This window comes from Streptomyces sp. NPDC047043 (assembly GCF_040644055.1).
GTDB lineage: Bacteria > Actinomycetota > Actinomycetes > Streptomycetales > Streptomycetaceae > Streptomyces.
On the sequence record NZ_JBEYVO010000042.1, the window covers coordinates 39,808 to 57,027 of the forward strand.

Here is a 17,220-nt window from a genome sequence, read left to right on the forward strand (position 1 = left end):
TTTCCCCCACCGGCTAATCTCACAGCGTGGCTGAGATCCAGATTCCCGCTGACATCAAGCCCGCCGACGGACGTTTCGGCGCGGGCCCCTCCAAGGTGCGGACGGAAGCGCTGGACGCGCTGGCCGCCACCGGAACCTCCCTCCTCGGCACCTCCCACCGCCAGGCCCCGGTCAAGAACCTGGTCGGCAAGGTGCGCGAGGGCATCTCCGAGCTGTTCTCCCTCCCCGAGGGCTACGAGGTCATCCTCGGCAACGGCGGCTCCACGGCGTTCTGGGACGTCGCGACCCACGGCCTGATCGAGAACAAGTCGCAGCACCTCAGCTTCGGTGAGTTCAGCTCGAAGTTCGCGAAGGCGTCCAAGCTGGCCCCCTGGCTGGCCGAGCCCACCGTCATCGCCAGCGACCCCGGCACGCACCCGCAGGCCGAGGCCGAGGCGGGCGTGGACGTATACGCCTTCACGCACAACGAGACCTCGACCGGTGTCGCCATGCCCATCAAGCGCGTGGCCGACGCCGACGAGGGCGCGCTGGTCCTGGTCGACGCCACGTCCGGCGCCGGCGGCCTCCCGGTCGACATCGCCGAGACCGACGTCTACTACTTCGCCCCGCAGAAGTCCTTCGCCTCCGACGGCGGCCTGTGGATCGGCGTCTTCTCCCCGGCCGCGATCGAGCGCGCCGAGCGCATCCACGCGTCCGGCCGCCACGTCCCGGAGTTCTTCAGCCTGCCGACGGCGATCGACAACTCCCGCAAGAACCAGACGTACAACACCCCGGCCCTCGCCACCCTCTTCCTGCTGAACCAGCAGCTGGAGTGGCTCAACGGCCAGGGCGGCCTCGACTGGTCCGTCCGCCGCACGGCGACGTCCTCGCGCACGCTCTACGGCTGGGCCGAGGACATCAAGTACGCGAACCCCTTCGTCGCCGACCCGGCCAAGCGCTCCCAGGTCATCGGCACCATCGACTTCACCGACGAGGTCGACGCGGCCGCCGTCGCCAAGGTCCTGCGCGCCAACGGCATCGTCGACACCGAGCCGTACCGCAAGCTCGGCCGCAACCAGCTGCGCGTCGCGATGTTCCCGGCGATCGACCCGGCGGACGTCGAGGCGCTGACGAAGTGCATCGACTACGTGATCGAGAAGCTGTAGTCCTGTCCGGTAGGACGGTGAAGGGCGCCCGGCGACCACCGGGCGCCCTTTCTCATGCCGCGGTGCAGCTCACGCTCGGCACTCCCGCACCGCCGGGCGCACCCCCGAACCCGAAGCTCGCCGAACCACCCGCCGCGATCGCCCCGTTGTGCGAGGCGTTCGCCGCCGTCACGGTCGCCCCGCTCTGGGTGTACGACGCGTTCCACATGGACGTGACCTGCTGCGAACCGCTCCAGGCCCAGGTCACCTTCCACGAACTGATCGCCGTACTGCCCGAGTTGGTCACCTTCACGTCGGCGTTGAACCCGCTCCCCCAGTCGCTGGTGACGGTGTAGGCGGCCGAGCAGGAAGCGGTACTCCCGCCACCGCCACCACCGCTCCCCCCGCCCGTACCCGGAAACAACGGCGCCTTGACGCTCGCCAGATAGCCGTCCTTCACGGAGTCCACGGTCGTCCAGTCGTCCTTCAGGATCCCGCCGGTGTCACCGGAGTTGGGGTTCCAGGACCAGAAGGTCCAGTGGAAGGAGTCCGCGCCGTACGTCGAGGTGGGGCGCAGATAACTCACCAGCGCCGCCAGCCACTTCTGGTCCACGGTCGAGGCCAGCGTCGTACCGAACTCGCCCACCCACACCGGCGCGATGTTCTGCTTGAAGATGTAACCCCAGTACTTGTCCCAGACGCCCGGCATGTTGTCGGGGAAGGACGGATCGCTGAACCAGGGCTGCTGGGCCACGCTGGTCGCGTAGTCGTGGGCGGAGTACACGACCCGGCCCGCGACATCCAGCTGCACCGGGTACTGGGCCACGCCCATCAGGTTGCCGCCCCACCACCCGGACACACCGTTGTACGTCTGCACGCCCTCCACGAAGATCAGCAGGTCCGGGTTGACGGAGAGCACCGCGTTCCCGGCCCGCTGCGCGGCCAGCCGCCAGTCGGTCGCCGTGTCGCCGCAGCCCCAACAGGCGGGATCGTGCGGCTCGTTGTGGAGATCGATGCCTACGACCGTGTCCTGGCCCTTGTAGCGGGCCGCCAGCGCCTTGAGGTCGGCGATCCAGGTCGACTCGGGGACGGCGGAGGTGTACCAGAGCGCCGACTGGCCGCCCGCGTCTGGGCGGTGCCGGTCCAGGATGACCTTGAGGCCGTCCTGACCGGCGTAGGCCACCAGCTTGTCCATGATCTGGAGGGAGCCCAGACCCTGCAGGTCGGCGTTCTTGCCGCTGCTGAAGTCGATGCTGTTGGGGACGGTCGAGGACTTGAAGATGTCGTCGCTGTAGGGCAGCCGGATGGTGTTGTAGCCGAGCGACTTCATCTGGTCGATCATGGACTTGTAGTCGCGGGACCACAGGCCGTGGACGACGTGGTTGCCGGTCTCGAAGCCGAACCAGTTGATGCCGGCGATGCGGACCGGCTGCCCGGCCGCGTCCAGGATCTGACGGCCGCCGGTGTGCCAGTAACCGGCGCCGGCGGCATCGGCGGCGTGCGCCGTGTGGACACCCGCCAGCGGTAACAGAAGCGCCGCGGCAACAGCGCACAGCGCTCTTCGCAGGCTGCGGAACATGTCGCTGCTTCCTCTCGGGAGGCGCGGGCCCGGAACGAGTGGGAGCGCTCCCACCACACCACGCACCACCCAGGAAACAGATGCGACATGACCCCGTCAATAGATGCAGCGGCGAGGGAGCGGCAGGCGGCTAGCCGCGCCGCCGCAGCAGCCGGAAGCCGAACACCGCCGCTGCCGCCACGGCGACGGCGAGCGCGCCGACCTTGAGGTTGCCGCCCGAGCCGGTACCCCCGTCACCCGAAGCCGCCGAACTCCCGCCCGCGGAAGGCGAATTGGAGTCACCGCCCCCTCCGGGCACGCTCTCCGGCTGCACGGTGCTGTCGCCGCCCTCGCTGCCGTACATGAGCCTGGTCCCGTCGGCGGAGTAGGTGACGGACTCGCCCTGCCCCTGCAAGGGGACGTTGAGGCGCCCCTTGCGCTTGATCTTGCCGCCGTTCCAGTCGTAGTAGATCCCGCCGAAGTAGCCGCGCACGGCGAGCTGTTTGTCGTCCGGGGAGATGGCAGCGTCGGTGGCCCAGAGGTCGACGGCGGCGACGGGCTTGAAGATGTTCGCCCCTGTCGCCGAGAGCCTGGCGGGGCCCTCGTAGAGATGCCCGCCGTCCTCGTTCTTGTCGATGATGTACGCGCGCCCGGTCTTCGGATCGACGATCAGCGACTCGGCGTTGCGGGCCCCGTCCGAGTACTTCACGACGTACTGCGTGGCCCGGATCGTCTGGTCGACGAGCTTCTTCGGCTCGGGCAGTTGGTAGATCCAGACGTAGGGCCACTTGCCGCCGAGGTTGTCGCCGATGTCTCCGACGTAGATCTGGTTGTCGGGGCCGATGGAGATGGCCTCGACGTCGCGGGGCGAGCCGACGCCGCTCAGCGTGATGCGGGCGACGGTCTTTCCCGTGCTGCTGTCGACGGCGTAGATGTACGGGCCGTCGTTGCTGTCGTTGTGGGTCCAGTAGATGCCGGGGTGGAGATGGGAAGCGGCGAGCCCGCTGGACTCGGTGATCCGCGGGTCCTTGATCGTGAAGCCCTCGTCGCCGCCGGCGGCGGAGGCGGGCACGGCGAAGGCACCCATGAGCAGGATCCCGGCGAGAACGGCGAACGGTCGGCGCATGCCCCCAAGCCTGCCATTGGCTCCGCACGAAAGCCGACGCGACCGGTCACAGGCCCGGTACAACTGCGCACGGGGGGAGGTAACAGCCGCCCATCATTTCCACGCGGCTGCTGTGACGTGGCCGGGCGGTCGTTGTGACGGTCGCCCGCTGCCCGCGTTCTCACGTGCCGACCAGACCATCAGCCTCCGGGACATCAGAGGCTCGATCGCCCGGTTCAGCTCATCGGCACGGGCAGGAACAGCAGCAAATGTACGAATAAAGCACCCCGAAGACCCGACGACGTGGTGATGCTCACAGCACCCGTGGACGACTCCCCTCCTACCGGCCGGTAGTGGTCGTCCATCATGAGCGGATGCTCAGGTTCATGCCCGTCGGCGACTCCATGACCATCGGCAGCGCCGGCGAACACACGTGGCGCTACCGGATGTGGGAGCACCTGCGCGAGACGTACGGCGGCCCGTTCGCGCTCGTCGGCCCGCGCGAGGCGCTGTACGACAAGGCGACGGACTCACCCACGTCGTACGAGTACGCCGACCCCGACTTCTTCCGCGCCCACCTGGCCGGCTGGGGCGAGGGCTGGCTGCACATGGCGCCGCTGATCGGCGAGGCGGTGCGCGCACACCGGGCGGACGTCCTGCTGGTCTCGCTGGGCCTGATCGACCTGGGCTTCTACACGAACGCGGAGCAGACGGCGGAGAACGCGCGCCGCTTCGTGGCGGAGGCGCGGTCGGCCAACTCACGCATCCGCATGGTCGTACTGCCGGTGATCCCGAACGTCCGCGCCGCCGACGACACCCCCTTCGCGGCCCAAGTGACCCGCTTCAACGAACTGTTGGCCAAGGCGGTGGCAGACCTGGACGAACCTCGCTCGCCCCTGCTCCTTGCGTCACCTCCGCCCTCGTACGACATCCACCTCGACACCTACGACGGCACGCACCCGAACGCGAGCGGCGAGCACAAGATCGCGGCGGCCTACGCGGACGCGATGCACCAGGCGTGGGACGTGGGCGAGCCGTACGGGGAGTGACCCTCGAGGGCCCGCCGAACAAGGTCTCCTCAGAAACCCACGTCCGGCGGCCGGTACGTCGGCGGTCGGCGCACCCGGCTCGCGCGCTCGTAGGCGTACGCCAGCCGCAGCAGGGTCGGCTCGCTCCATGCCGTACCCATGAACGTCAGGCCGACCGGGAGGCCGAAGGTGAAGCCCGCGGGCACGCTGATCGCCGGGGAGCTGGCAAGGGCGGCCGGGGTGGAGGCGCCGCCGCCGTAAGTGTCGCCGCGGATCAGGTCGATCTTGGCCGGGGGGCCGGTGGTGGGCATGACCAACGCATCCAGGCGGTGCCGGCGCAGCACCGCGTCGATGCCCTCGGCGCGCGAGAGCCGGTGGTTGGTGGCCAGCGCCTCCCGGTACTCGCGCTCGCTGAAGTCCAGCTGCCGAGCGCGAGCACGCTGCGGCGGGTGGTGTGAATCCGCTCCGTATCCTCCATGTACGTCGACGCTATAGATCCGACGGCCGTAACTCGCCCCGGCTGTCCCCCCGTTCACCAGGGGAGACACCCCCCGCACGGCACCGGGGGACAGCCGGAGGACGGCCCGGAAATCCCCCGCGGGGACACGACCCGGCTGACAGAATCCGGTCCCATGGCCCTCATCCACCACACCACCCTCAAGCCGACCAAGGTGGAACTGCTCACCACCTGGCTGCCCACCCGCCCCTGGTACCAAGGTGGCCCTGCCACACCGGAGTTGACCAAGGCCGGCGGCTTCCGGCTGGACGACCCGGAGGGCGAGGTCGGCATCGAGTTCATGGTCGCCACCGACGCGTCGGGCCCCGCCCCGGCCGCCTACCTGGTCCCGCTCACCTACCGCGGCGCCCCGCTCGACGGCGCGGAACATGCCCTCATCGGCACCATGGAGCACGGCGTACTGGGCAAGCGCTGGGCCTACGACGGCTGCCACGACCCGGTACTCCTGGCCGAGCTCCTGGTCCTGCTCCAGGGCCGGACCCAGGCCATGGCCCAGAGCATCACGGACACCCCCGACGACGAGGTCACCCACTCCTGCGCCTCAACGATCGAGACCCCCCTGTCCACGCCCACCGACACCACCGAGAGCACCGAACTCCACACAACCGACAGCAAGTTGCTGCGCGTGCACCGCGTCCTGCACCCCACGCCGCTCCCTCCGCAGGAAGTACTCGGCCACGTCACCGGCGCCTGGCAGGCAACGGCCGACACCCGCGCCCGGGCCGTGTTCGTCACGCTGCACGCCCCTTCAGGGAGCTGAAGGCGGACGCCCCCATACCGACTCCGGTGGCCGAGGCGGGCGGAATCCCCGTAACCGGCGTACGGCGCACCCCCAAGCTCCCTTGCCTAGAGCGCACTCCACGCCGTTGGCTAGGTGGTCATGAGGTACACGCAGCTCGGACGCACGGGACTCAAGGTCAGCCGACTGGTCCTCGGCACGATGAACTTCGGACCGCAGACCGACGAAACCGCCAGCCACGGGATCATGGACGCGGCGCTGGACGCCGGCATCAACTTCTTCGACACCGCCAACGTGTACGGCTGGGGCGAGAACAAGGGCCGTACCGAAAAGATCATCGGCAACTGGTTCGCCAAGAGCGCGGCCCACCGCGACAAGGTCGTCCTCGCCACCAAGGTGTACGGCAACATGGCCGCCGACGGCGACGCCTGGCCGAACCACGACAAGCTCTCCGCGCTGAACATCCGGCGCGCGGTCGACGCCAGCCTGAAGCGGCTGCAGACCGACCACATCGACGTCTACCAGTTCCACCACGTCGACCGCCGCACTCCCTTCGAGGAGATCTGGCAGGCCATCGACGTGCTGGTGCAGCAGGGGAAGATCCTTTACGTGGGGTCCTCCAACTTCCCCGGGTACAAGATCGCCCAGGCCAACGAGATCGCCGCCCGTCGCGGCGGGACCATCGGTCTCGTCAGCGAGCAGTGCCTCTACAACCTCGCCGAGCGCCGCGCCGAGATGGAGGTCATCCCGGCCGCGGAGGAGTACGGCCTCGGGGTCATCCCCTGGTCGCCGCTGCACGGCGGACTGCTCGGCGGCGTGATCAAGAAGGAGGTCGAGGGCGGGCGCCGGGCGAGCGGCCGGGCCGCGGACTCCCTCGCCAACACCACGATCCGCGCCCAGATCCAGGCGTACGAGGACCTGCTCGACAAGCACGGCGTCGAGCCCGGCGAGGCCGCCCTGGCCTGGCTCCTCACCCGCCCCGGCGTCACCGGCCCGATCGTCGGCCCGCGCACGGCCGAACAGCTCGAGTCCGCGATCAGGGCGGTCGAGCTGGAGCTGAGCGACGAGCTCCTGTCCGGCCTGGACGAGATCTTCCCGGGCCCGGGCCCCTCCCCGGAGGCTTTCGCCTGGTAGAGCCGACGGCCCAGGGGGCGTCCCGGCGGTGGCGGCGGTCGGTTACTTTCCGAGCGCCGCCGCCAACGCCACCACCACGAACAACAGCACAAGTACACCGGCCATGATCCGGTTCCGGGTTTTCGGGTCCACGTACTCGAGCCTAACCGGCCCCACCGAGCGGCCAACGAGCGACCGCCTCGTACCGCGGCTGCTCCCCCGGCACCCCGGACCTCGGCAGATTGCTCTGCACGAGCACCAGCTCCGACACCGTCCACGTCCGGCTCGTGAACTCCCCGAGAGCCGCCACATACGGCCGCGCATCCACCGCGTCCCGGCTGCGCGCCACCGTCAGATGCGCCTTGTACCGCCGGTGCTCCCCCATCGGCACACCCGCCTTCCGCGCCGCCGACTCCGAGCGGTCGGCGATCAGCCGCAGCGCCTGCAGATCCCCCTCGGCCCCGGCCCACAACGCCCGTCCGTGCCCGAACTGGCCCCCACCGCGCACCGCCAGCTCGAACGGCCCGGTCCGCCGCGCCGCCCGCTCCAGCCGCACCGACAGCTCCGCCACGACGTCCTCGTCGACCTCTCCGTAGAACGCGAGGGTGTAGTGCCAGCCGGGGCGCCCGGTCCAGCGCAGTCGGTCCGCATCCGGCAGTTTCCTCAACTCGGCCACTTCCTGGGCGAGTTCGGCGGCGACGTCCTCCGGCGGAAGCACGGCGGCGAAGAGTCTCATGTGCTCCACCCTGCCACCATGAGGGCATGGAGATCACCATCAGAGAAGGCGGACCCGAGGACGTTCCCGTGATACTCGGCATGCTCGACAGCTGCGTGCAGTGGCTGGTCGCGCAGGGGCGGACCGGACAGTGGGGGGCCAAGCCCCTGTCACAGAGCTCCGGGACGGTCGAGTCGGTCACCCGCTACGTGGACGAGGGAGACACGTACATCGCCGAGGCCGACGGTGTACCGGCAGCCACCCTCACCCTCACCGACGCGCCCGGCGCCTATCTGTCCCACCTTCCCCCGGTGGGCGAGCCGGAGCGGTACATCCACTGGCTCGCCTCCGACCGCCGCTTCAAGGGCCACGGCGTGGGCAGCGCCCTGCTCGCGCACGCCGCCGAGACGACCAGGCGCGCGGGCATCTCCCTGCTGCGGGTCGACTGCTACGCCGGCGACGACGGCAAGCTCGTCCGCTACTACGAGAGCAACGGGTTCGCCCGCACGGAGACCTACGTCGGCACCGACGACTGGCCGGGGCAGGTGCTGGCCCGGCGGGTGTGATCCCCCCGGGCCGGCACAGCCGTCACGCCGCCGCGGCCAGCTCCTCCTGCCGCTCCCGCGGCACGAACCGGAGGTGCGGGTGGCCGCGGTTCCAGCCGACCGACAGGCGCAGTCCGCCGACCCGGGCCAGGATCAGGCCGATGGTGACGGCGGCCGCCGCGGCGATCGTGCCGCCGACCGCGAGGCCGGCCCGGACGCCGTACGCATCCGTGATCCAGCCCGCGATGGGCGCGCCCACCGGAGAGCCGCCGAGGAACACCATCATGTAGAGGGCCATGACCCGGCCGCGCATGGCCGGGTCCGTGCCCATCTGGATGCTGGTGTTGGCGGTGACGTTGATCGTCATGCCGAACATGCCGATCGGGACCATGAGCAGGGCGAACAGCCAGAGCGAGGGGGCGGTGGAGGCCACCAGCTCCAGGGCGCCGAAGGCCGCCGCCGCGCCGATCATCACCCGCATCCTGGCCGTTCCGCGGCGGGCCGCGAGCAGCGCGCCGGCCAGCGAACCGACGGCCATCAGCGTGTTGAAGAGGCTGTAGGAGCCGGCGCCCGCGTGGAAGACGTCGTCCGCGAAGGCCGAGAGATAGACCGGGAAGTTGAAGCCGAAGGTGCCGATGAAGCCGACCAGGACGATCGTCCAGATCAGGTCGGGCCGTCCGGCGACGTAGTGCAGTCCCTCCCTCAACTGGCCTTTGCCGCGCGGCGCGCGCTCGACGACGTACAGCTCACGCGCGCGCATCAGCAGCAGGCCCGCGATGGGCGCGACGAAGGACAGGCCGTTGAAGAGGAACGCCCAGCCCGTGCCGACACCGGTGATCATCAGGCCCGCGACGGCGGGGCCTACCAGGCGGGCGGACTGGAAGTTCGCGGAGTTCAGGCTGACCGCGTTCTGCAGCTGGTCCGGGCCGACCATCTCGCTGACGAAGGACTGCCGGGCCGGGTTGTCGACGACCGTGGCGAGACCGACGGCGAAGGCGACGAGGTAGACGTGCCAGACCTGGACGTGGCCGGAGAGCGTGAGCACCGCGAGCGCGATGCCGGTGAGGGCCATCGAGGACTGGGTGAACAGCAGCGTGCGGCGCTTGGGCAGCCGGTCCACGAGGACGCCGCCGTAGAGACCGAAGAGCAGCATCGGCAGGAACTGCAGTGCCGTCGTCACGCCGACGGCGGTCGCGGAGCCGGTGAGGCTGAGGACCAGCCAGTCCTGGGCGATGCGCTGCATCCAGGTGCCGATGTTGGAGACGACCTGGCCGGCGAAGAAGAGCCGGTAGTTCCGGACCTTCAGCGAGCTGAACATCGAGGACTTGCGAGCGGCTCTGGGAGTGGGCGGGGAGTCGGGGTCGGTCGGTGCGGGGGCGGATTCTGCTCCGGATCCCGTACTCAAAAGGGTTCGCCTCCTTGCGAAAGACTGCTGCTTACAGATGTGCGAGCTTCTCCAGCACGGGGGCGGCGGCGCGCAGTTTGGCCCACTCGTCCTCGTCCAGGCCCTCGACCAGGTTGGCCAGGAACGCGTTCCGCTTGGCGCGGCTCTCCTCGAGCATGGCCTCGGCCTGCTCGGTCTTGGTGACGACCTTCTGGCGCCGGTCCTCGGGGTGCGGCTCCAGCCGGACCAGCCCCTTGGCCTCCAGCAGTGCGACGATGCGGGTCATCGATGGCGGCTGCACGTGCTCCTTGCGGGCGAGTTCGCCCGGGGTGGCCTTCCCGCAGAGGGACAGGGTGCCCAGCACCGACATCTCGGTGGGGCTGAGCGACTCGTCGACGCGCTGGTGCTTGAGCCGACGGGACAGCCGCATGACAGCTGATCGCAGGGAGTTCACGGCGGCAACGTCGTCGCCATGGCTGAGGTCCGACATCTCTTTAGCGTAACTCATTACTCTCGCTAAACAAGCTGGAATGCGCCGGGATTCCCGTGACCCGGGCCACTGAACCGGAACATCACTCATATGGGTGATCGAGACGCGGAACGTGACACACCGCGCCGAAGGGTGCCGCGACCCTCGTAGGTATGGGGACCAGTGTGCTCAGCCTGCGGATAGACGGAGAGCTGCTCGATCGGCTCCGGCACCACGCCGCCAAAAGAGGAATGAGCGTCCAGGACTATGTCGTCCGGACGCTCATTCGGGATGACTTCGACGAGCGCTTCCAGTCCGCCGTGGAGGAGACCGAGAAGTTCTACGGCGTCACGTGAGACCGAGCGCAGGCATCAGGTAGTAGAAGCCGAAGACCGCCGCGACGACGTACATCGCCACCGGGACCTCCCGGCCCCGTCCGGCGGCCAGGCGCAGCACCGCGAAGGTGATGAAGCCCATGCCGATGCCGTTGGTGATGGAGTAGGTGAACGGCATCATCACCATCGTCACGAAGGCGGGGACGGCGACGGTGTAGTCGGCCCAGTCGATCTCCTTGACCGAGCCGGCCAGGATCAGGAACCCGACCGCGAGCAGCGCCGGGGTGGCCGCCTGGGACGGGACCATCGTGGCGACGGGCGTCAGGAACAGCGCCACGGCGAAGAGCGCACCGGTGACGACGTTCGCGAAGCCGGTGCGCGCACCCTCGCCGACGCCGGCCGTGGACTCCACGAAGCAGGTGGTGGCCGAGGAGGAGCTGGCGCCGCCCGCGGCGACTGCGATGCCGTCGACGAAGAGGACCTTGTTGATGCCGGGCATCTCGCCCTTGGCGTTGGTCAGCTTGGCCTCGTCGCTGACGCCCATGATCGTGCCCATCGCGTCGAAGAAGCACGACAGCAGCACGGTGAAGACGAACAGGACGCCGGTCAGCACACCGACCTTGGAGAAGCCGCCGAACAGGCTGACCTGGCCGATCAGTCCGAAGTCCGGGGTGGCGACCGGGTTGCCGGGCCACTTGGGCGTCGTAAGACCCCAGGTCGGGATCGTCGCGACGGCGTTGATGATCACCGCGAGGACCGTCATCGTGACGATCGAGATCAGGATCGCGCCGGAGACCTTGCGGACGATCAGCGCGAGCGTGAGCAGAGCGCCCAGGATGAAGACCAGGACCGGCCAGCCGTTGAGGTGGCCGTCGGCGCCGAGCTGGAGCGGGACGGTGGTCTGGGCGACGTCCGGGATGCGGGAGACGAAGCCGGAGTCGACCAGGCCGATCAGCATGATGAACAGGCCGATACCGATGGAGATCGCCTTGCGCAGGCTGTAGGGCACGGCGTTCATGACGCGCTCGCGCAGTCCGGTGGCGACCAGCAGCATCACGACGAAGCCGGCCAGGACGACCATGCCCATGGCGTCCGGCCAGGACATCCGGGGCGCGAGCTGGAGCGCCACGACCGAGTTCACGCCGAGGCCGGCGGCCAGCGCGATCGGGACGTTGCCGATGACACCCATGAGGAGGGTGGTGAAGGCGGCCGTCACGGCGGTCGCGGTGACCAGCTGGCCGTTGTCGAGCTGATGCCCGTACATGTCCTTCGCGCTGCCCAGGATGATCGGGTTCAGCACGATGATGTAGGCCATCGCAAAGAAGGTGGCGAAGCCGCCGCGGATCTCCCGGGACAGTGTGCTGCCGCGCTCGGAGATCTTGAAGTAGCGGTCGAGTGCGCCGGTCGCGGGCGCGTTCCCCGGTTGGTGGGGGGCGGGGGCCTTGGCGGTGGCCGAGGTGGACATTGGGTGTTCCTACGAGCAGAAGTGGACAGGCGCAAACGGTTTCAGTATGAACATATGAATTCCTGCCGCGCTATCTCCGCGCGTAGATGTGATCGCCTCGTAAGCTGTCCCTCATGGCGAAGTGGACCCCCAAGCACGAGGCGCCGGAGCCCCTTGAGGGCCCCGTGGTCGCCACCATCACCGGCGGCACGATCCTGTGGTTCGTCCTCTTCCTGGTGCAGCTGCCCTTCTACGGCTGGTTCGACGACCACGGGCACACATGGTGGCTGTGGACCTGTCTGGCCGGAGGGGTGCTGGGGCTGTACGGCGTCTGGTTCGTACGGAAGCGGGACGCGGCGATCAAGCGGGACGCGGCACTGAAGTCGGGGTCGGTCGAGTAGGCCGTACAACCACCGCACGAGTCGGCTCCTCCCCAGGTCGGATCTTCCGGTCACTCGGCGGGTGAAGCCGCAAATCCGCACGTACCGTCGAATGCATGACGCACATCGACGCGGGCGCCGAGCTCGACCCTGTGCACCCCGTACCCCTCCCGACGACGGCGCGCGGGCTGACCGCGGCCGAGGTCGCCGAGCGGGTCGCGCGGGGGCAGGTCAACGACGTACCGGTGCGCAGCAGCCGGTCGATGGGCGAGATCGTCCGGGCGAACGTCTTCACCCGGTTCAACGCGATCATCGGCGTGCTCTGGGTGATCATGCTGGCCGTAGCGCCGTTCCAGGACAGCCTCTTCGGCTACGTCATCCTCGCCAACACCGGTATCGGCATCATCCAGGAGTGGCGGGCGAAGAAGACCCTGGACTCCCTCGCCGTGATCGGGGAGGCACGGCCCACGGTGCGGCGGGACGGGGCCGCCGCCGCGGTCAGTACGTCTGACATCGTGCTGGACGACCTGATCGAGATCGGGCCGGGGGACAAGGCCGTCGTCGACGGGGTGTGCGTCGAGGCCGACGGGCTGGAGATCGACGAGTCACTGCTCACCGGCGAGGCCGACCCGGTCGTCAAGAAGCCCGGGGACCAGGTCATGTCGGGCAGCTTCGTCGTCGCCGGCGGCGGGGCGTTCAAGGCGACCAAGGTCGGCCGCGAGGCCTACGCCGCCCAACTGGCCGAAGAGGCTTCCCGCTTCACCCTGGTCCACTCCGAGCTGCGCACGGGTATCTCGACGATCCTCAAGTACGTCACCTGGATGATGATCCCGACCGCGATCGGCCTGGTCATCAGCCAACTGGTCGTCAAGGAGCACGGCTTCAAGGACTCGGTGGCGCGGACGGTCGGCGGGATCGTGCCGATGGTCCCGGAGGGGCTGGTGCTCCTCACCTCGGTCGCCTTCGCCATAGGTGTCATCCGGCTTGGCCGGAAACAGTGCCTCGTCCAGGAACTCCCCGCCATCGAGGGCCTCGCCCGCATCGACACCGTCTGCCTCGACAAGACCGGCACCCTCACCGAGGGCGGCATGGACGTCACCGAGCTCAGGCCGCTGCAGGGCGCCGACGAGTCCTACGTACGCAAGGCGCTGGGCGCCCTGGGCGAGTCCGACCCGCGCCCCAACGCCTCCCTCCAGGCGATCATCGACGCCTACCCGGACGTCGAGGACTGGCGCTGCACCGAGGCGCTGCCCTTCTCCTCCGCCCGCAAGTACAGCGGCGCCACCTTCAGCGAGGGCAACGGCGAGTCCAGTACGTGGCTGCTGGGGGCGCCCGACGTGCTGCTCACCGACGGCGACCCCGCTCTCAAGGAGACCGGGCGGCTCAACGAACAGGGCCTGCGCGTCCTGCTGCTCGCCCGGGCCGGCCGCGACCTCGGCGACCCCGAGCCCGCGAAGGGGGCCAGGCCCACGGCCCTCGTCGTGCTCGAACAGCGGCTGCGGCCCGACGCGGCCGACACCCTGCGCTACTTCGCCGAGCAGGACGTCCGCGCCAAGGTCATCTCCGGCGACAACGCGGTCTCGGTGGGCGCGGTGGCCGGGAAGCTGGGCCTGACCGGGACGACCGTCGACGCGCGCCGGCTGCCCGCCGAGCGGGACGGGATGGCGCAGGCCCTCGACGAGGGCACGGTGTTCGGGCGGGTCACCCCGCAGCAGAAGCGGGACATGGTGGGCGCGCTGCAGTCGCGCGGGCACACGGTCGCGATGACCGGCGACGGCGTGAACGACGTACTGGCCCTGAAGGACGCCGACATCGGTGTGTCCATGGGCTCGGGCTCGGAGGCCACGCGCGCGGTCGCGCAGATCGTGCTGCTCAACAACAGCTTCGCGACGCTGCCCTCGGTGGTCGCGGAGGGCCGGCGGGTCATCGGCAACATCACCCGGGTGGCGACCCTGTTCCTGGTGAAGACGGTCTACTCGGTGCTGCTGGCGGTGCTGGTGGTGTGCTGGCAGGTCGAATACCCCTTCCTGCCACGGCACTTGACGCTCTTGTCGACCCTGACGATCGGCGTCCCGGCCTTCTTCCTCGCCCTGGCGCCCAACAAGGAACGCGCCAAACCCCACTTCGTACGGCGGGTGATGCGGTACTCGATCCCGGGCGGGGTGGTGGCCGCGGTGGCGACCTTCGTGACGTATCTGATGGCCCGTCACTACTACACCGGCCCGGGGCAGTTGGACGCGGAGACCAGTGCGGCGACGCTGACGCTGTTCCTGATCTCGATGTGGGTGCTGGCGATCATCGCCCGGCCCTACACCTGGTGGCGGATCGCCCTGGTGGCCTCGATGGGCGTGGCGTTCCTGTTCGTACTGATCGTGCCGTGGCTGCAGCACTTCTTCGCACTGAAACTGGTCGGCGTGACGATGCCGTGGATCGCGGTCGGCATCTCGGCGGTGGCGGCGGTCGCCCTGGAGTTGATCTGGAAATGGGTCGACCGCCGCGTTCCCGCCTAGCGCTTGGTTTTGGCCGGAAGCGCTGATGTTGTGTGTCGACTGCGGACCCGTCGTGGCTGGTCGAGCCCACGCGGCGCAGCCGCACATGTCAGAGTCCCGCGCCCGTGAAGGGGCACGGCACTACTGCACGTCGACGTAGTCGCCCGTGGCGCTGACCGCCGGGGTCGTCGTGGTGCCTGCGAAGGAGAAGCGGTAGTAGCCGTCGACCGTGGCGGTGGTCGTCGTCTTCAGGTCACCCGTCGAGTTCGAGTAGATGCCCTTGAGGGTGGTGTAGGTGCTGGTCCCCTTCTTGCGGAACTGCAGCTTCACCGGCTGGTTGGTGTAGCCGTGGTACTTGTTGTCCTCCCAGTTGGCCCGGGAGAGCTTGCCGGTGACGGTGATGGTCTTGCCCTTCTTCACCGGCTCCGGCGTGGCGTTGACCGTCAGCTTGGAGTAGCGCTGCACGAGCGTGGAGCCGAGGTCGCCCTGCAGGGAGTAGTCGCCCGTGCTGTACTGCAGTGCGAGCGCGCCGGCCGTCCACTTGCCCGCGTCGGAGTTGAGCAGGTCGCCCTCGCCCGGGTAGATGTCGATCTTGCCGGTGCAGGTGGCGGTGGTGTCCGTGACCTTGGTGCAGGTGGCGGGTGCTTCGCCGCCGAGCAGGTTGTCCGGGGTGGTGATCGACGAGCCCTTGTAGATGACCGGGCCGCTGTCGAAGTCGTCCGACGAGATGTCGTAGTTCGCACCGTGGGTCAGCGTGTAGGTGACCGTGGTGGAGACGTGGTTCGTGGTGCCGACCTTGATCGCCTTGGCGATCTTGAGGTCGGAGAAGGTCACGCCGAGGTCCGCGGCGGCGGCGTCGCTGCTGAACGCGGTCTTGCCGGAGTGCGCGGCAAGGGCCTTCGCGGAGGCCGCCTCCCAGGAGGAGGAGTCGGCGGCGTGGGCGGCCGGCATCGCGAAGGCGGAGAGGGCCAGGGCGCCGGAGACGGCGGCCACGGTGGCACGTATGCGCATGTGTTCCCCAAGTGGAGAAAGTGATCGTGGAGCCTGTTGGCTCACCGGATCAGATCCGTGACGGTTGTGACTGGTTGTACGGCCGATACGGATTTTGTGCGCAGATTACGAAGCCGTTGCGATCTGCGGAGGAACGGCCGCCCCCGGGTCCCCGCCGGGGGCGGCCGCTGCTCATCGCTCGCGCTTACTGCACGTCGACGTAGTCACCCGTGGCGCTGACCGCCGGGGTGGTCGTGGTGCCCGCGAAGCTGTAGCGGTAGTAGCCGTCGACCGTGGCAGTGGTCGTCGTCTTCAGGTCGCCCGTCGAGTTCGACTTGATGGTCTTCAGCGTGGTGTAGGTGCTGGAGCTCTTCTTGCGGAACTGCAGCTTCACCGACTGGTTGGTGTAGCCGTGGTACTTGCCGTCGTCCCAGTTGGCGCGGGACAGCTTGCCGGTGACCGTGACGGTCTTGCCCTTCTTGACCGGCTCGGGCGCGGCGTTGACCGTCAGCTTGGAGTAGCGCTGCAGGTTGTAGGCGGCGACCTTGTCGGTCACGGCGACGCCGACGTTGTCCAGGTTCGGGTTCTCCTGGTCCTCGCCGTTGAACGCGACCGCGAAGCCGGCCGCCTTCCAGGCTCCGGCGTCCTCGTTCAGCAGCTCCGCCGGGTCGATGGCGACGGTGGCGGTGCAGGAGGCGACGGTCGTGGAGGAGTCGGTGCAGGACGCGACGTCGCTGTCGAACCACCACTCCTCGTCGGTGAAGTCCGTGCCGCGGTACAGCTCGATGCCGGCGACGAAGTCCGGAGCGTGGATGTCCACTTCCTCGCCGTGGGTGAGCGTGAAGGTGACCGGCACCTTCACCACGTTGGTGGTGCCGACGGCGATGTTCTTGCCCTTGTTGACCTTCACGTTGGAGAAGGAGGCGTTCAGCTCGTACGGCGTACCGGTCGCGTCGGCGGCGAACGCGGTCCTGCCGGAGCCGGCGTGGACGGCCTCGACGGCGGCGGCGACATCCGCGGGAACCTTCGGCGAGTCGGCGGCGAGCGCGGCCGGCGCGGCGAGGGCGGACAGGGCCAGGGCACCGGAGACGGCGGCCACGGTGGCACGTATGCGCATGTGTATCCCCGTATGGAGAAAGGGGCCCCGAAGGGGGTCGTCCCCCCAACGGCACGTCGTCCCGTCGGGGCCCAAGTGATCGGTGAGCCTGTTGGCTCACGTGATCAGATCCGTGACGCATGGGAATGGTTGTACGGCAGGTGAATAATTCGTGCGGGAAATTTTGAG

The 17,220-nt window shown here is 68.9% G+C and carries 17 protein-coding genes; 8 read left to right on the forward strand and 9 right to left on the reverse strand.

Features of this window, described 5'->3' with window-relative positions:
- The first annotated feature begins 26 nt into the window (after positions 1 to 26).
- A complete protein-coding gene (serC, locus tag ABZ880_RS46140; RefSeq protein ID WP_361276895.1) occupies positions 27 to 1,145 on the forward strand; it encodes a phosphoserine transaminase in 1,119 nt (372 codons plus the stop codon).
- A gap of 52 nt (positions 1,146 to 1,197) precedes the next feature.
- Here the strand turns inward: serC and ABZ880_RS46145 are convergent, their stop codons facing one another.
- Both ABZ880_RS46145 and ABZ880_RS46150 read right to left on the reverse strand, forming a co-directional pair.
- Positions 1,198 to 2,703, reverse strand: coding sequence for a cellulase family glycosylhydrolase (locus ABZ880_RS46145; RefSeq protein ID WP_361276897.1), 1,506 nt, complete (start codon positions 2,701 to 2,703; stop codon positions 1,198 to 1,200).
- A gap of 130 nt (positions 2,704 to 2,833) precedes the next feature.
- The gene (locus tag ABZ880_RS46150; protein WP_361276899.1) at positions 2,834 to 3,808 is read right to left on the reverse strand and encodes a WD40 repeat domain-containing protein; all 975 of its coding nucleotides are present in this window, start codon (positions 3,806 to 3,808) and stop codon (positions 2,834 to 2,836) included.
- A gap of 353 nt (positions 3,809 to 4,161) precedes the next feature.
- Between ABZ880_RS46150 and ABZ880_RS46155 the strand changes: the two genes are divergently transcribed.
- Positions 4,162 to 4,836 carry an SGNH/GDSL hydrolase family protein gene (locus ABZ880_RS46155; RefSeq protein ID WP_361276901.1) on the forward strand — a complete coding sequence of 225 codons (675 nt, stop codon included), beginning with the start codon at positions 4,162 to 4,164 and terminating at the stop codon, positions 4,834 to 4,836.
- A 29-nt stretch (positions 4,837 to 4,865) separates the two neighbouring features.
- On the opposite strand, the gene ABZ880_RS46160 is transcribed toward ABZ880_RS46155, so the two are convergent.
- Positions 4,866 to 5,351 (reverse strand): amidase family protein, encoded by a 486-nt coding sequence (locus tag ABZ880_RS46160; protein WP_361276903.1) that lies wholly within the window; start codon positions 5,349 to 5,351, stop codon positions 4,866 to 4,868.
- A 96-nt stretch (positions 5,352 to 5,447) separates the two neighbouring features.
- Between ABZ880_RS46160 and ABZ880_RS46165 the strand changes: the two genes are divergently transcribed.
- Together ABZ880_RS46165 and ABZ880_RS46170 are read left to right on the forward strand one after the other, a co-directional pair.
- Positions 5,448 to 6,092 (forward strand): 1,4-alpha-glucan branching protein, encoded by a 645-nt coding sequence (locus ABZ880_RS46165; RefSeq protein ID WP_361276905.1) that lies wholly within the window; start codon positions 5,448 to 5,450, stop codon positions 6,090 to 6,092.
- Positions 6,093 to 6,212: 120 nt separating this feature from the next.
- Positions 6,213 to 7,205, forward strand: coding sequence for an aldo/keto reductase (locus tag ABZ880_RS46170; RefSeq protein ID WP_361276907.1), 993 nt, complete (start codon positions 6,213 to 6,215; stop codon positions 7,203 to 7,205).
- Positions 7,206 to 7,347: 142 nt separating this feature from the next.
- Here ABZ880_RS46170 and thpR read toward each other — a convergent pair whose 3' ends face one another.
- Complete coding sequence (gene thpR / locus ABZ880_RS46175) at positions 7,348 to 7,920, reverse strand: RNA 2',3'-cyclic phosphodiesterase (RefSeq protein WP_361276909.1); 573 nt, start codon at positions 7,918 to 7,920, stop codon at positions 7,348 to 7,350.
- A 26-nt stretch (positions 7,921 to 7,946) separates the two neighbouring features.
- On the opposite strand from thpR, the gene ABZ880_RS46180 reads away from it, so the two are divergent.
- On the forward strand, positions 7,947 to 8,465 hold the full coding sequence (locus ABZ880_RS46180) for a GNAT family N-acetyltransferase (RefSeq protein WP_361276911.1): 519 nt from the start codon (positions 7,947 to 7,949) through the stop codon (positions 8,463 to 8,465).
- 22 nt (positions 8,466 to 8,487) lie between these two features.
- Here the strand turns inward: ABZ880_RS46180 and ABZ880_RS46185 are convergent, their stop codons facing one another.
- Together ABZ880_RS46185 and ABZ880_RS46190 are read right to left on the reverse strand one after the other, a co-directional pair.
- Positions 8,488 to 9,849 (reverse strand): MFS transporter, encoded by a 1,362-nt coding sequence (locus tag ABZ880_RS46185; RefSeq protein WP_361276913.1) that lies wholly within the window; start codon positions 9,847 to 9,849, stop codon positions 8,488 to 8,490.
- A 31-nt stretch (positions 9,850 to 9,880) separates the two neighbouring features.
- A complete protein-coding gene (locus ABZ880_RS46190; RefSeq protein ID WP_361276915.1) occupies positions 9,881 to 10,318 on the reverse strand; it encodes a MarR family transcriptional regulator in 438 nt (145 codons plus the stop codon).
- A gap of 152 nt (positions 10,319 to 10,470) precedes the next feature.
- Here ABZ880_RS46190 and ABZ880_RS46195 point away from each other — a divergent pair, with 152 nt between their 5' ends.
- Entirely contained in the window at positions 10,471 to 10,653 is a 183-nt protein-coding gene (locus ABZ880_RS46195) for a ribbon-helix-helix protein, CopG family (RefSeq protein ID WP_361276917.1), read from the forward strand.
- Here ABZ880_RS46195 and ABZ880_RS46200 read toward each other — a convergent pair.
- Positions 10,646 to 12,097, reverse strand: coding sequence for an NCS2 family permease (locus tag ABZ880_RS46200; protein ID WP_361276919.1), 1,452 nt, complete (start codon positions 12,095 to 12,097; stop codon positions 10,646 to 10,648). The genes ABZ880_RS46195 and ABZ880_RS46200 overlap by 8 nt on opposite strands.
- A gap of 113 nt (positions 12,098 to 12,210) precedes the next feature.
- On the opposite strand from ABZ880_RS46200, the gene ABZ880_RS46205 reads away from it, so the two are divergent.
- Together ABZ880_RS46205 and ABZ880_RS46210 are read left to right on the forward strand one after the other, a co-directional pair.
- Positions 12,211 to 12,477 carry a DUF2530 domain-containing protein gene (locus ABZ880_RS46205; RefSeq protein ID WP_361276921.1) on the forward strand — a complete coding sequence of 89 codons (267 nt, stop codon included), beginning with the start codon at positions 12,211 to 12,213 and terminating at the stop codon, positions 12,475 to 12,477.
- 95 nt (positions 12,478 to 12,572) lie between these two features.
- Positions 12,573 to 14,966, forward strand: a complete 2,394-nt coding sequence (locus ABZ880_RS46210; RefSeq protein WP_361276923.1) for a cation-translocating P-type ATPase — start codon at positions 12,573 to 12,575, stop codon at positions 14,964 to 14,966.
- Between the two features lie 120 nt (positions 14,967 to 15,086).
- Here the strand turns inward: ABZ880_RS46210 and ABZ880_RS46215 are convergent, their stop codons facing one another.
- Both ABZ880_RS46215 and ABZ880_RS46220 read right to left on the reverse strand, forming a co-directional pair.
- Complete coding sequence (locus ABZ880_RS46215) at positions 15,087 to 15,956, reverse strand: hypothetical protein (protein ID WP_361276925.1); 870 nt, start codon at positions 15,954 to 15,956, stop codon at positions 15,087 to 15,089.
- Positions 15,957 to 16,140: 184 nt separating this feature from the next.
- Positions 16,141 to 17,052, reverse strand: coding sequence for a hypothetical protein (locus ABZ880_RS46220; protein WP_361276927.1), 912 nt, complete (start codon positions 17,050 to 17,052; stop codon positions 16,141 to 16,143).
- Positions 17,053 to 17,220 lie beyond the last annotated feature (168 nt).

Coding starts and splice junctions, on each gene's coding strand:
- ABZ880_RS46145 (WP_361276897.1), bottom strand. CDS start 2,703: ATGTTCCGCAGCCTGCGAAGAGCGCTGTGCGCTGTTGCCGCGGCGCTT.
- ABZ880_RS46150 (WP_361276899.1), bottom strand. CDS start 3,808: ATGCGCCGACCGTTCGCCGTTCTCGCCGGGATCCTGCTCATGGGTGCC.
- ABZ880_RS46155 (WP_361276901.1), top strand. CDS start 4,162: ATGCTCAGGTTCATGCCCGTCGGCGACTCCATGACCATCGGCAGCGCC.
- ABZ880_RS46165 (WP_361276905.1), top strand. CDS start 5,448: ATGGCCCTCATCCACCACACCACCCTCAAGCCGACCAAGGTGGAACTG.
- ABZ880_RS46170 (WP_361276907.1), top strand. CDS start 6,213: ATGAGGTACACGCAGCTCGGACGCACGGGACTCAAGGTCAGCCGACTG.
- thpR (WP_361276909.1), bottom strand. CDS start 7,920: ATGAGACTCTTCGCCGCCGTGCTTCCGCCGGAGGACGTCGCCGCCGAA.
- ABZ880_RS46180 (WP_361276911.1), top strand. CDS start 7,947: ATGGAGATCACCATCAGAGAAGGCGGACCCGAGGACGTTCCCGTGATA.
- ABZ880_RS46190 (WP_361276915.1), bottom strand. CDS start 10,318: ATGTCGGACCTCAGCCATGGCGACGACGTTGCCGCCGTGAACTCCCTG.
- ABZ880_RS46195 (WP_361276917.1), top strand. CDS start 10,471: ATGGGGACCAGTGTGCTCAGCCTGCGGATAGACGGAGAGCTGCTCGAT.
- ABZ880_RS46200 (WP_361276919.1), bottom strand. CDS start 12,097: ATGTCCACCTCGGCCACCGCCAAGGCCCCCGCCCCCCACCAACCGGGG.
- ABZ880_RS46205 (WP_361276921.1), top strand. CDS start 12,211: ATGGCGAAGTGGACCCCCAAGCACGAGGCGCCGGAGCCCCTTGAGGGC.
- ABZ880_RS46210 (WP_361276923.1), top strand. CDS start 12,573: ATGACGCACATCGACGCGGGCGCCGAGCTCGACCCTGTGCACCCCGTA.
- ABZ880_RS46215 (WP_361276925.1), bottom strand. CDS start 15,956: ATGCGCATACGTGCCACCGTGGCCGCCGTCTCCGGCGCCCTGGCCCTC.
- ABZ880_RS46220 (WP_361276927.1), bottom strand. CDS start 17,052: ATGCGCATACGTGCCACCGTGGCCGCCGTCTCCGGTGCCCTGGCCCTG.